We start from the raw sequence: 12,508 nt of genomic DNA on the forward strand, positions 1-12,508 counted from the left end.
GACACCGGCCAGGGCTCCCTGGCGCACTTCGCCGGACAGTAGTCCGCGCAGAAAGTGCTGCTCCTGCGCGGTAGCCCGCGCAAACAGGTCGATGATCAACTCGCTGCGGGCCCGGTCCCGGCCCGGGCCGATCTGGGTCGCGATACGGCTCGCCAGCGCGTCGACGGCGGCGACGGTGAGCGTTGCGGTCACCGCCGGGTCCTGCTGGCTGAAGTCGCGCAGACTCACCCACCCGACGCCGATCCGCCCCTGACGCAATCCCCCCGCAATCCATGCGGTGACCGTCGGGACGTCGGTCGCGTCGGCTCGCCGGAGTAGGTCGGCGATCGTGGCGGTCTTCTCCCTGCGCGAGCGGGTCGCCGCAACCCGGCTCGACGCCGCCGCGACCTCGGCCAGTAGTAAGCCGGTCACACCGAACCGGGATGCTCGGCGCGGAACGCGCGTACCGCCGATCCGATTCCGTGAAACAGATGGTCGGCGTTGAGGAGGGCGAGTATTCCCTCATTCTCGAGGGTCTGCTGCAGTTCGGCGTCGGCTCCCGCCAGCACGAAGTGGGCGCCGCGCGCGTGGACGAAGTCGATGAGGTCGTTGAGGTCGCGCGCCGCCGAATAGTCGACGTCGGTAATCGAGGAGCAGTCGAGCACCAACCATTGAACCGGGTCGGGAGCCGCCCGGATCAACGCGATCACGTCGCCGGTGAAGCGGCTCGCATTGGCGTAGAACAGATCGGCGTCGTAGCGGAATACGATCAGCCCGGGGAGGGACTGGACGCCGGGCTGCGCGGACACGAACTCGCGCCCGCCGTCCCGGCGCACCCCGACGACGAACTTCTCCGGTCGGTATTGGCGCCGAATGATTTCCACCAGCGAGGTAACAACCGCGAGGATGATGCCGTCGCGAACGCCGAAGACGATGACGGCGAGCGCGGTCAGCACGGCGATGACGAACTCGGGCCGTCGGACCCGCCAGATCGCGCGGAGTTCGCCGACATCGATCAGCCGGGTGGCGATCACCGTGACGATCGCCCCCAGCACCGCGTGCGGCAACATTCCCAGCGCCGGTCCGGCGAAGACGACCGCGGCCAGGGACGTCGCGGCGAGAACCAGATTGGCGACCTGGCTCCGGCCGTGCTGATCGGCCAGGAACTCAGTCTTGGTCGGACTGCCGTTGACGACAAAGGTACCGGTCAGTCCGGCACCCGCGTTAGCGGCGGCAAGGCCGAGCAGATCTCGATTGACGTCGGCGTTCTCGCCGAATCGCTGCGCAAAGCTGCGCGCCGTCGCGGCGCTCTGGGCCAGGATGACCAGCGCGCACCCGGCCGCGAGGGGCAGCAGTTGAGCGACCGTGGCCGCGTCGAGTCCCGCCGGCCAGCGCACCCGGGGGAGGCCGGTGGGAAGGTCGCCGACGACGGGGAGGCGGTGTCCCAGGCCGGCCGACCACACGACCAGAATCGATCCGATGACGACCCCCACCGCCAGGGGCAACTTGGGTGCGAACCGGCGGCCGGCCACCAGCGCGACCAGCGATACGGCGGCGAAAGCGACCGCCAGCGGGTTGGCGTGCCCGATTTCTCCCACGACGCCCGCAACCCGGTGCCAGGGCCGGCCGGCGGTCTCGCGCACACCGAGCAGGTACGGCAGTTGGCCGATCAGAACCGAGACGCCGACGCCGGCGAGGAATCCGGTCAGCGCCGCGGTGGACAGGAAGTCCCCCAGGAACCCCAGGCGCAGGACCCACGCGAGCGTGAGCAGCACGCCCGCCAGCAGCGCCACGATCGCGGTCAGGGCCAGCCATTGCTCGGTGCCGGCCACCAGTCCGGCGACCCCCAGACCGGTGATTCCCGACGCGAGCAGCGCTGCGGTCGCCGAGTCCGCACCGACCACCATCAGCCGCGATGCCCCGAGGACTGCGAACAACACCGGTGGGACGATGAGGGTGTAGATGCCGGCACTGATCGGAACCCCGGCGATGGTGCTGTATCCCATGGCCTCGGGGATCGCCACCGCGGCCAGGCTGACCCCCGCCATGATGTCGGTGCGCAGCCAACTGAGCCGGTAGCCGCCCGGCGGTGTGATCATTGCCCCGCCGTATTCATGTCACAGCCTGGTCAGTTCCACGTCGCGGGTCTCCGGGGCGGCGATCAAGGCGAGGAGGGTGACCCCCGCCGCCACCGCCAGGTAGATCCCGACGGCGCCGACGCCGTGCCGTGCCGCGAGCGCAGTGGCGATGAAGGGCGCGACGGCCGCACCCAGAATCGACGCGACGTTGTAGGAGATCCCTGAACCCGTGTACCGGACGTTGGTCGGGAACAACTCGGGCAGGACGGCACTCATCGGCCCGAAGGTCAGCCCCATCAGCGTCATGCCGACGATGAGGAAGCCGAGCATCGCCGTCTCGCTGGCGACGTCGGGGCCGATCACCTGATCGAAGGTGAAGCCGAAAACAATGATGCCGATGGTGATCGCGATGAGCACCGGCTTACGGCCGAGCCGATCGGCGAGCCGCCCCGAGACTGGGATGAAGATCGCGAAGAACAGCACCGCGATCAGCTGTAGCTCGATGAAGCGAACGGGGGCGATCGCCAAATTCGTGGTGTGTTCCGGGGTCGACTTCTGCGTCCCGTAGGCGCTCGCCCACGCCGTCATCAGATAGAACAGCGTGTAGGTGGCCAGCATGATGAAGGTACCCAGAATCAGGGGGCGCCACGATGTGCGGAACACCGTGGCCAACGGCGCGCGAACCTTCTGGCCGGCCTCGACCGCCGCGGTAAACACCGGGGTCTCCGCCAGTCGCAGGCGGACATAGAGCCCGATGATCACGATCACCGCACTGGCCAGGAAGGGCACGCGCCATCCCCACGAGTAGAAGGGGTGGTCCACCGGGGACGAGTTCTTGTCGAAGTCCATCGTCATCATCAGCGTCAAATAGATACCGTTGGCCAACAAAAACCCGAACGGAGCGCCCAGCTGCGGCCACATCGCGGCCCAGCCGCGCTTGCCCTCCTCTGCGGTCTCGGTGGCCAGCAGCGCGGCCCCCGACCACTCACCACCGAGCCCGACACCCTGGCAGAAGCGCATCAGGGCAAGCAGGACCGGCGCAAGATAGCCGATGGCGCCGAACGTGGGCAGGAGCCCGATGATGAACGTCGCGACGCCCATGGTGAGCAGCGAGCCGACCAGCGTCGCCTTGCGCCCGATGCGGTCGCCGAAGTGCCCGAAGATCATCGAGCCGATCGGGCGAGCGACAAACGCGACGCCGAACACCGCGAATGAGGCCAGCAGGCTGGCCGTCGGGTCACCCGCCGGGAAGAACAGTTTCGGAAAGACGAAGACCGCTGCCGTCGCATAGATGTAGAAGTCGAAGAATTCGATGGTGGTGCCCACCATCGAGGCGACAACGATTCGTCGGCGCGGCACGTGCCGGGTGTCAGTCACCAGTGGAGAATACCGGCGCCCGACAATGGATTCAGCCCAATCGCGCCGAGTGCCGCGCGAACCGAAGATCACACCACCGCGAACGCAGCGGATGATCCCGGTCGCAGGGTCCCCAGCTCGTCGCGCCCCAGAATCCTGGCCGGCGTCGTCGCCGTCACCACCACCGCTGCCTGCAACGCGGCAGACTCCGCCAACCGCCCGGCCGGCCGGCCGGCCATCAATAGCGCAAACAGGTCCGCCATCACCGCGGTTCCGCCCGCGATGGTGGCACCATCGCCCAGGCGCGCAACTCCACCGGCAACGGTCACCTCCAGGGAGCCGAGGTGATAGACCCCGTCCGGCCGTCCGGCGGCAGACATGGCGTCGGAGACCAGGGCAACGCGCTGCGCTCCCGCACTGGCCACGAGCGCGGACACCACCCGCGGATCGAGGTGGACCCCGTCGCCGATCAGCTCGACCGTGACTCGCTCATCATCGAGCAGCGCGAGCACGGGGCCCGGATCGCGGTGGCCGAACGGCCGCATCCCGTTGAACAGGTGGGTGGCGACGGTGGCGCCCCGATCTATTGCCGCGCGCGTCTGGTCGTAGTCGGCGTCGGTGTGCCCGATGGCGACCACCACCCCGGCCGCGACCAGGCGGTCGACGGCCGTCAGGGCACCATCGGCCTCCGGCGCGATCGTCGCCATCGCGATCGCGCCGCCGCCCGCCTCGAGCAGCGTGTCGATCTCGGCCGGGTCCGCGGCGCGGATGAACCGGGGATCCTGTGCGCCACAACGGGATCGGGCAAGCCAGGGACCCTCGAGGTGGATGCCCGGCGCCTCGCCGGCGGCGACCAGCGGAGCCAGCCGGCGCACCTGGTCGAGGAGCTCGCCGGCGGGCGCGGTGACCAGGCTCAGCATGGTCGCGGCATTTCCCCGCGCCGCGTGGAAGTCGAGTGCGGCACGGACGTGGCCAAGGTCGGGGTCGGTGAACTCGTATCCGCCGCCGCCATGGCAGTGCAGGTCGACAAAGCCGGGCACGACTGTCCCAGCCACCGTTTCGGTGACCACCGCCGGCGGTGCCTGCGCCCCGCCGTCGACGATGACACCGTCGACGATGCGCAGCCATCCCGGCTCGAGCACCGCCCCGTCGTAAACGATGCGCGCGGCGGCGACCACGCGCGTCCTCACGACCCGCGCGTCCACGTACCGCCGTCGGCCCAGTACTGCTGAATATCCTCCAGGGTGCGGCCCTTGGTCTCCGGTGCCAGCTTCAAGACGAAGAGGAAGGCCAGCACCGCGAAGCCACCGAAGATGGCGAAGGTGCCGGCGCCACCGAGGCTGCTGTTGATCAAGGTCAGGGTGAACTGCGCGACGATCGCGTTGGCGACCAGATCGGAGGTCAGCATCGCCGACGACCCGTAGGACCGCAGCCGGGTGGGGAAGCTCTCCCCCGCATAGACCCACACCAGCGCACCGAAGCCGAAGGAGAAGCCCATGGTGAACACGACGAGCCCGGTGAATCCCCACAGGGTGGCCGCCTCTCCCGCACCGCCGAGCGGACCGTAGACGACGATCAGGATCGCCGTGGCGACGATCATCGCGAAGATTCCGCCCAGCAGGATTGGCCGGCGGCCCACTCGATCGACATAGCGCAGCGCGACGATGACGGCGATCAGCCCATAGACCTGCACGACCGCCGGCAACAATAGTTTGCCGAAGTTGTCGGTGTATCCCATCTCCTCGAACAGGCGCGGGCTGTAGACCACGACCGCGTTGATGCCGGTGATCTGGATCAGAAAACCCAGTCCAAGCACGAATGCCGTGGCCCGAGCCCATGGTTTGCGGAGCATCTCGCGCAGGTGGCCACCAGATTCGGCGGCCAGCGCGGCCCGCATCTCAGTGATTTCGCCGGCGACGTCGGCTTGCGGATCGATGGCGCGCAGCGCCTCGACCGCCTCCTCTTCGCGGCCCTTCGACAGATACCAGCGCGGGGTGTCGGGCAGGCGCAGCAACATAAACACGACGATGATCGACGGCACCAGGGCCAGGCCGAGCATCCACCGCCAGGCGGCGTGCCCGGCGAGGAAGTAGCCGACCAGATAGCCGCCGATGATGCCGATGATCGTCGTCATCTGGTAGGCCACCAGCATGGCGCCCCGGTTGCGCGCGGGTGCGCATTCGGCGACGAAAACCGGCACGACGACGAGCGAGACCCCGACGGTGACGCCCAGCAGCAGTCGAACCCAGGCCAGGGTGGGGAAACTCGGCGCGATGCCGGACAGCACGGCGAACAGCCCATAGCCGGCGGCAACCGAGATCATCGCCGCCTTGCGGCCAATGCGGTTGGCCAGCGGACCGGCGAGGAGTGCGCCGATGATCGATCCGATCACCGCGACCGTGTACAGCCACTGCTTGCCGCTGTCGTCGAGGGCGAACTCGGTCCCCACGAACTCCATCGCGGCACCGATGTTGGATTGGTCGTAGCCATAGACAATGCCCATGCTTGCCGCGGCGACAGCCACGGCCACGCCCAGTCGGTTTCTCACACTCGCCCTCCGCACACTCCAGATCCGGCCAATCGCGACAGACTACTTGCTCCACCGGCGCACCCCGGGGTGGATTGGCGGGTTTGGCCTGCTCAGCTCACCAATCGAGGTCGTAGCGCCTTCCGTCGACGTCGATTCCGATGAGGCGGGCGCGCCCATCGGTGCCGACCGACACAATCGCGTCGGCGCGCCGCCCGGTCAGCAGCGCCCGGTCGACGGCTTCCGCCTCGCGCTGATTGAGGTAGAAGCGGTCGATGCCAATGTCGAGCGACACCGTTTGCCCCGGACAGTGCAGTGACCCGCGCACGGCAACGTCGCCGTGTCGTTGGGCCTGCGCGCGGGAGCCGTACTGTCCCGCGGCGCGATACGTAGGCCCGTTGCGGCGCAGCGCAACCCAACCGTCACCGGTTTGCTGCGGGCATAGTTGCCCGGCGGGAAGGTCGTCGGCCAACCGGATGGCGATGTAGTGGCCGCGGACGAGATCGCGCGGATCGGCGCCGCGCATGGCCAGGGTGACCTGCGTGCCGTGGGATCGGGCGTACCCCTCGCGGACGACCAGTCCGATCAGGATCGCCACACACAGCAGCGCAACGCCGACGATCAACGCCGGCCGCAGTCTGGTCAATCGCAGTCCGGTCGATCGTTGCCGCTGTCCCGGCGAGGTCATGGCACCCTCCCGTTCGCCCCGTCCGACCGGCCGCGCCGCAGTGCCAGTCCCACGACGAGTGCCGCCGCCGAACACCCGAGGAAGACCAGGGAGATGACGATGAGGTCCAGCCCAAGGTCGTACAACAGGCCGCAGGCCGCTCCAATGAGGCTCACGACGCCAAGTCCGGTGAGCAGGCTCTGCCGGTCAAAGCTGCCGAACGTGATCAAGGCGGCCGACAAAGCAATCCAGGCCACCCGGTGACCTAGACCCAGAACGGTGTTGTCGTCGAAGGCACCGGTGTATCCGGCTGCGATGAAGAACAGCAACCCGCCGACAACGAACCACGAGAACAGGATTCGGCTCACCGGTCCCGCCGCCGGTAGCCATCGGCCGGCGGCGGCCAGGGCGGCCGCGACCCCGGCTATTCCGAACAACGGCCAGCCCTGCAGGTTGTAGTGGATGGCGAACCACAACAGCACGACCAGGATGGAACCGGCACCGATGTGTGCCAGGAAGGCGGCGTGCCAGCGCACCGCGATCGCCACCACCACCGGTGCGACGATCAGCGCAACCGGGATCGGCGCCGCACCCTGAGCCGTCATGAGATCGCCGATCAGGACCGCGATGATTCCGACCGCCAAGGCGCCGCGCGACGCGCCGACCGCTGAAAGCGCGAGCGCCGCGGCACCGGTCCCATAGGGCACGGCGGGTGGGTTTCCGGTGAGTTCGAAGATCTGACCGGTCAGCCCGATGGCGGCGGCGAAGATCAGCGAGGCGACGGTCAGTGCGACGTCGGAGGTGATTGGGCGCTGGCGGCGGCTCGCCCAGGCGCCGGCGACAGCGGCGGCCAGGAAGCTCACCAGCAGCAGCCCGAAGCGGACCAGCCGGGGGATCGACTCCCAATTGGCGGCGACGAACGCGATCACTGCGAGACCCAGGAGGACCGCCGCGACCCAGATCAACGCGGTGACCGCATCGACCTTGCGGCGGGCCGGCAGAGTCGCCAGAATCGCCACCCGGTTCTCCGCTCCGACGAGACCGGCGGCGATCCACCGCTCCAGGTCGTCGGCGACCCGATCGCGATACTCCACCTCAGCCCACCAGGACCTGTCGCACGTCCGGCTTCAACAGGCCGGTCACCTTGTCCCAGGGAATGGTCACCGGAACGTAGTCGCCGAGGACATGTGGCACGTCCACGTAGACGTGCAGCCCTTCGGGCAGCGGAATCCACGACGCGAAACCCGAGTAGGAGAAGCCGCCGTCGCGCAGTCGGCCGCTCGGGTCATTGGCCGCGGCCAGTCCCACGAGTACCGGTTTCGCAGCCTCGGGGTCGATGAACGGCTCATCGATCACCTCGCCGGTGAGACTGTCCAGCACAACGGTCTCGACGTTGGTGCTCGGGTACGCCGCCTGTTTGACACTGCTCAGCACGATCATCACGCCGGCCAGCGTGCGCTCCCCCACCACGGTGCGGCTGCGTTCGGCGGTCCCGAGACTCCCGTCCCCGATGGTCCGCCCGTTACCGCTGGGCTGGCTGGTCAGCTTGGCCACGATTGCATCGACTTCGCCGTTATACGCAGCACGGACCTGCAGGTCGCCGCCGCGCACCTGCGGAACCATGATGGTCCAGCTCGTGCCATCGGCCAGCTGCCCGGCCCGCGGCACGGTGACCGCGGTGAACCCGGCCGACGGAGTGCGCGACTCACCGACGGTGGCGATGCTGGTGCCCGCCGGGTTCGTGTCGCGGCCACATGAACTCAGCGCACCCACGGCCAGGATCAGTGCGGCACCGAACCGCCCGGCCGAGGTCGGGCGCCGGGTGGTGGTGACTGCGGCACAACGGGGGCGGGTGCGGGACATACCCGCGATTATGTCAACACCGGGCCGCGCCTTATGCCACCTCGACAAGACTGCGACGGCCAGATCTGCCAAGCTGGGACGATGAAGAAACGTCAACTGTCTGGATTGGTCATCGCCGTCACAGGGGGCGCCCGTGGCATCGGTGCGGCGATCGCCGCGCGGGCCGCGGCCGACGGCGCCGTCGTCGCCATCGGCGACCGGGACGCGAAGGCTGCCGATGAGACTGCTGCCCGGCTCGGGGCGAACGCGCGGGGCTATGCACTCGACGTCACCGACGAGGCGTCGTTCGCCGCGTTTCTCGAAGCGGTCGGAACCGACCTTGGCCCAGTGGACGTGTTGGTCAACAATGCCGGGGTGATGTGGGTCGGGCCGTTCGACCAGGAGCCGTCGTCGGCGTCGGAGGCGATGGTCGCCGTCAACCTGCTCGGCGTGATCCGGGGTGTGCGCCTGGCCGCGCCGGCGATGCGTGCCCGCGGCGCCGGTCAGATCGTCACCGTCGCCTCGGCCGCGTCGAAGGTCGCCCCGCCCGGCGAATCCACCTATGCCGCCACGAAACACGGCGTGCTCGGCTATTTGACCGGAGTGCGCGAAGAGCTGCGCGGAAGCGGCGTGGCCATTTCGGTAATCATGCCGGGAGTCGTCGATACCGAACTCGCTGCCGGCACCACCACCGGTGCGGCGAAGCTGCTATCGCCCGACGATGTCGCCACCGCCGTCGCCGACGTCATCGCGCAGCCCCGCTTCCTGGTGACTGTGCCCGGGTACGTCGGTCCGCTCGTCGCATTCACCGGCGTATTGCCACAACCGCTGCGCGATGTGGTGCTGCGCGCGCTGGTGCCCGATCAGGTGGCAGCGGTGAAGGGATCGACGACTCGCGACCGCTACGAGGACTCCCTGCGCAAGGACCGCCCACAGTAGCGCTCCCGCTTCAGCCGCCGAAGGGGCCGAACACGTTGGTCCATTCGCTGATGCGCGTCGCCGCAATCGCGCCGGCCTCGGCGAACGGATCGTTCGCCAGGAAGTCCGCGACGGCTTGCCGATCGTCGGCCGCCACCAGAACCAGCGCGCCGCTGCCGTCGGCGTACGGACCGGCCATCCGAACGACGCCGGCCGCATGACTCTCTCCGAGCCAGTGCCGGTGTGCGGATCGGTACTCGTCGCGCAGTGCGGCGTGCTGCGGCGCGTAGGTGTATTCGACGGCGAAGTTCGGCATGTCGGCAGGGTAGCGTAGGGAGTCCTCCGACCCGGCCGCCTCAATAAACGACGAGAGTCGCAGCTCCCGGTGGGGTGCTGCGACTCTCGTCTATAAGGTGGGCGAAGGGGGACTTGAACCCCCACGTCCCGAAGGACACTGGCACCTGAAGCCAGCGCGTCTGCCATTCCGCCACTCGCCCGTGGCACTATAAACAGTGCGTCCGCTTGGACCCGAGAACGATAGCACGGGGCCGAACATCGGGTGAAATCTGAGTTCCCACCTGTGCCTCTCGCCGGAATCACACTGAAACTGATGGTGCTTGCGGTGCTAATGTGACGATCCTGTGTCCCACTGACCGACCCTGGCCGCTATCATGAAACGATCTGTTCTGCACGCATGACACGCCAACGGTGAAGGGAGGTCTGGGCGTTGGGCATTCTTCAGCGCATCGAGCGCAGGCTCGAAGGAGCCGTTGACGGCGGCTTCGCCCGGGTCTTCGGCGGTCAGATCGCGCCACAAGAAATCGAGCAGGCCCTGGCCCGCGAGGCTCAAGACGCCCTTTCCACGGGCGATGCCGACGTGCGTCTCACTGCCAACGCCTACGTCATTTCGGTGGCCGAGAGCGACTTCGCCCACCTCGACAGCGAGTACGAGACGAACCGGAAGGCGTTCTCACGACACCTGGACGATTTCATCCGTGACCGCGGATGGCAGACTTATGGGCCGGTCGTCGTCGAATTCGACCCTTCCCCCGAACTTCACACCGGGCAGCTGCGCGTCGCTGCCACCGTCGACCCCGACGTCCGCCCCCGGCCCCGCCCGAGTCAGGCCCGCCTCGGCGCCGGATCAACCACCCTTCCCGACCACCGCCAGAACGCACAGCTAGGAGCTCCGCACATGACTCAGAATCCCCGGAACGACCAGGCTGGTTACCAGCAGGGCGGATATGACCCGCAGGGGTACGACCAGGGCGGATACCCCCCACCGGCGAACGATCAGGGTGGGTACGCTCAGCAGGGGTACGAGCAGCCCGGCTACAACCAGCAAGGCTACGGCCAACAAGGATATGGTCAACAGCCCGGCAGCGACCAGGGCGGCTACGACCAACAGGGCTACGGCCAACAGCCCGGCAGCGACCAGAGCGGCTACGACCAACAGGGCTACGGCCAACAGCCCGGCAGCGACCAGAGCGGCTATGGCCAGCCCGGCGGATACGACCAGCAAGGCTACGGCCAACAAGGATATGGTCAACAGCCCGCCTACGATCAGGGCGGCTACGGTCAGCCCGCCGCGGGCTACGGCCAACCCGGCGCGGGCTACGGCCAACCCGCCGCAGGCTACGGCCAACAACCCGGCGCCGGCTACGGCCAGCCCGCGACCTATGCCCCGACGGCGATCACCCTGCTCCTCGAGGATGGGAGCAACCGAACGTTCTCCCTGCGAGAAGGCTCGAACGTCATCGGCCGTGGGCAGGATGCCCAGTTCCGGCTGCCCGACACCGGTGTGTCGCGACGTCATGTCGAAATCCGTTGGGACGGCCACAGTGCAATGCTGGCCGACCTCAACTCGACCAACGGCACGACCGTCAACGACGTGCAGGTGTCCAACTGGGAACTCGCCGACGGCGATCGCATCCGCATCGGCCACTCCGATATCACCGTCCGCTTCCAGTAGACGCCCGAGAACGCTGGCGGACGGCGGACGGCGGAGAATTCAAGGTCGCAGGTCGGCGTCAGTCGATACCGAACTGTCACCTTTCGACTGCTGAGTGCGCGGGTTCGGCCCATAAGATGACGGTTGGTCAGACGACCAGGCACGCTACCGGTGGCAGCAAGTGTCGATGGGCGAGGACGGAAGGTGGTGCGACATGCAAGGCTTGATCCTGCAAATATCCCGCATCGGCTTCCTCATCCTGCTGTGGTTGTTCGTCTACGCGACGATCCGCGCCCTGCGCAACGACCTCTCCGTCGCCGGGGGGCGCCCGGTGAACCTGCGTGCTCGGTCGTTCTCGTCGCGTGCCCGGACGAAGCCGGCCCGCGGTTCGGCCCGCTACCTCGTGGTCACCGCCGGCGCCCTGGCCAACACCCGGATATCCCTCGGTGACCAGCCACTACTCTTGGGCCGCGCCGACGACTCAACTCTCGTCCTCACCGACGACTACGCCTCGGAGCGTCACGCGCGACTGTCCCGGCGCGGTGACGACTGGTACGTCGAAGACCTCGGTTCGACCAACGGCACCTACCTCGATCGCGCCAAGGTGACCACCGCGGTCCGGGTGCCCACCAATAGCCCGATCCGCATCGGCAAGACCGTGATCGAGTTGCGCCCGTGACCCTTGTCCTGGAATACGTCGCCCGCAGCGATCGGGGTTTGGTCCGTTTGAACAACGAGGACTCGGTCTACGCGGGTGCTCGACTGCTTGCGCTCGCCGACGGGATGGGCGGCCATGCGGCTGGCGAGGTCGCCAGCCAACTCGTCATCGCGGCCATGCAGCCGCTCGACGACGATGAACCCGGCGGCGAGATCCTCAGTCTGTTGCACCATGCCATGGACGTCGGCAACAGTGCCATCGCCGCCCAGGTCGAGGCCGACCCGGATCTGGACGGCATGGGCACCACACTGACGGCGCTACTGTTCTCCGGGGCGCGCATTGGACTGTGCCACGTCGGCGATTCCAGGGCGTACCTCTACCGCGACGAGCAGATCTCGCAAATCACTCGCGACGATACGTTCGTCCAGGCCCTCGTCGACGAGGGGCGCATCAGCCAGGATCAGGCACACACGCACCCGCAGCGCTCGCTGATCATGCGCGCACTGACCGGCGCCGAGGTCGAGCCGACACT

At 68.0% G+C, this 12,508-nt stretch carries 12 protein-coding genes, 1 tRNA gene and 1 pseudogene; 4 read left to right on the forward strand and 10 right to left on the reverse strand.

The features are described from left to right. The 8 genes and pseudogenes from B4M62_RS12975 to B4M62_RS13010 form a co-directional block, all read right to left on the reverse strand. A pseudogene (locus B4M62_RS12975) lies at positions 1 to 411 on the reverse strand (ATP-dependent DNA ligase); the annotation flags it as partial. Further along, positions 408 to 2,078 (reverse strand): SulP family inorganic anion transporter, encoded by a 1,671-nt coding sequence (locus B4M62_RS12980; protein ID WP_290713682.1) that lies wholly within the window; start codon positions 2,076 to 2,078, stop codon positions 408 to 410. The pseudogene B4M62_RS12975 and the gene B4M62_RS12980, both read right to left, overlap by 4 nt. An 18-nt stretch (positions 2,079 to 2,096) precedes the next feature. Next, positions 2,097 to 3,386: an MFS transporter gene (locus B4M62_RS12985; RefSeq protein ID WP_290713711.1), complete on the reverse strand. Its 1,290-nt coding sequence runs from the start codon at positions 3,384 to 3,386 to the stop codon at positions 2,097 to 2,099. Positions 3,387 to 3,502: 116 nt separating this feature from the next. Beyond that, complete coding sequence (locus B4M62_RS12990) at positions 3,503 to 4,603, reverse strand: N-acetylglucosamine-6-phosphate deacetylase (RefSeq protein ID WP_290713684.1); 1,101 nt, start codon at positions 4,601 to 4,603, stop codon at positions 3,503 to 3,505. After that, entirely contained in the window at positions 4,600 to 5,961 is a 1,362-nt protein-coding gene (locus B4M62_RS12995; protein ID WP_290713686.1) for a sugar porter family MFS transporter, read from the reverse strand. Before B4M62_RS12995 ends, B4M62_RS12990 begins: the two co-directional genes overlap by 4 nt. 97 nt (positions 5,962 to 6,058) lie before the next feature. Then, positions 6,059 to 6,628, reverse strand: a complete 570-nt coding sequence (locus B4M62_RS13000; RefSeq protein ID WP_290713689.1) for a GDYXXLXY domain-containing protein — start codon at positions 6,626 to 6,628, stop codon at positions 6,059 to 6,061. Further along, positions 6,625 to 7,701: a DUF2157 domain-containing protein gene (locus B4M62_RS13005; RefSeq protein ID WP_290713691.1), complete on the reverse strand. Its 1,077-nt coding sequence runs from the start codon at positions 7,699 to 7,701 to the stop codon at positions 6,625 to 6,627. The genes B4M62_RS13000 and B4M62_RS13005 overlap by 4 nt, the downstream gene beginning before the upstream one ends. A gap of 1 nt (position 7,702) precedes the next feature. Next, the gene (locus tag B4M62_RS13010) at positions 7,703 to 8,470 is read right to left on the reverse strand and encodes a hypothetical protein (RefSeq protein WP_290713693.1); all 768 of its coding nucleotides are present in this window, start codon (positions 8,468 to 8,470) and stop codon (positions 7,703 to 7,705) included. Between the two features lie 81 nt (positions 8,471 to 8,551). Here B4M62_RS13010 and B4M62_RS13015 point away from each other — a divergent pair, with 81 nt between their 5' ends. Then, entirely contained in the window at positions 8,552 to 9,388 is an 837-nt protein-coding gene (locus B4M62_RS13015; protein ID WP_290713696.1) for an SDR family NAD(P)-dependent oxidoreductase, read from the forward strand. A 10-nt stretch (positions 9,389 to 9,398) separates the two neighbouring features. Here B4M62_RS13015 and B4M62_RS13020 read toward each other — a convergent pair whose 3' ends face one another. Both B4M62_RS13020 and B4M62_RS13025 read right to left on the reverse strand, forming a co-directional pair. Next, positions 9,399 to 9,683, reverse strand: coding sequence for a YciI family protein (locus B4M62_RS13020; protein WP_290713699.1), 285 nt, complete (start codon positions 9,681 to 9,683; stop codon positions 9,399 to 9,401). A gap of 98 nt (positions 9,684 to 9,781) precedes the next feature. Continuing rightward, positions 9,782 to 9,864, reverse strand: a tRNA-Leu gene (locus B4M62_RS13025). A 230-nt stretch (positions 9,865 to 10,094) separates the two neighbouring features. On the opposite strand from B4M62_RS13025, the gene B4M62_RS13030 reads away from it, so the two are divergent. From B4M62_RS13030 to B4M62_RS13040, 3 genes are all read left to right on the forward strand, one after another. Then, positions 10,095 to 11,339 carry an FhaA domain-containing protein gene (locus B4M62_RS13030; protein ID WP_290713702.1) on the forward strand — a complete coding sequence of 415 codons (1,245 nt, stop codon included), beginning with the start codon at positions 10,095 to 10,097 and terminating at the stop codon, positions 11,337 to 11,339. Between the two features lie 193 nt (positions 11,340 to 11,532). Next, on the forward strand, positions 11,533 to 11,997 hold the full coding sequence (locus B4M62_RS13035; RefSeq protein ID WP_290713705.1) for an FHA domain-containing protein FhaB/FipA: 465 nt from the start codon (positions 11,533 to 11,535) through the stop codon (positions 11,995 to 11,997). Further along, a partial coding sequence (locus tag B4M62_RS13040; RefSeq protein WP_290713708.1) for a PP2C family protein-serine/threonine phosphatase occupies positions 11,994 to 12,508 on the forward strand: 515 nt, incomplete at its 3' end. The genes B4M62_RS13035 and B4M62_RS13040, both read left to right, overlap by 4 nt.

Source organism: Gordonia sp. UBA5067 (genome assembly GCF_002414845.1).
GTDB lineage: Bacteria > Actinomycetota > Actinomycetes > Mycobacteriales > Mycobacteriaceae > Gordonia > Gordonia defluvii.

Coding starts and splice junctions, on each gene's coding strand:
- B4M62_RS13015 (WP_290713696.1), top strand. CDS start 8,552: ATGAAGAAACGTCAACTGTCTGGATTGGTCATCGCCGTCACAGGGGGC.
- B4M62_RS12980 (WP_290713682.1), bottom strand. CDS start 2,078: ATGATCACACCGCCGGGCGGCTACCGGCTCAGTTGGCTGCGCACCGAC.
- B4M62_RS13035 (WP_290713705.1), top strand. CDS start 11,533: ATGCAAGGCTTGATCCTGCAAATATCCCGCATCGGCTTCCTCATCCTG.
- B4M62_RS13010 (WP_290713693.1), bottom strand. CDS start 8,470: ATGTCCCGCACCCGCCCCCGTTGTGCCGCAGTCACCACCACCCGGCGC.
- B4M62_RS12985 (WP_290713711.1), bottom strand. CDS start 3,386: ATGGTGGGCACCACCATCGAATTCTTCGACTTCTACATCTATGCGACG.
- B4M62_RS13020 (WP_290713699.1), bottom strand. CDS start 9,683: ATGCCGAACTTCGCCGTCGAATACACCTACGCGCCGCAGCACGCCGCA.
- B4M62_RS13000 (WP_290713689.1), bottom strand. CDS start 6,628: ATGACCTCGCCGGGACAGCGGCAACGATCGACCGGACTGCGATTGACC.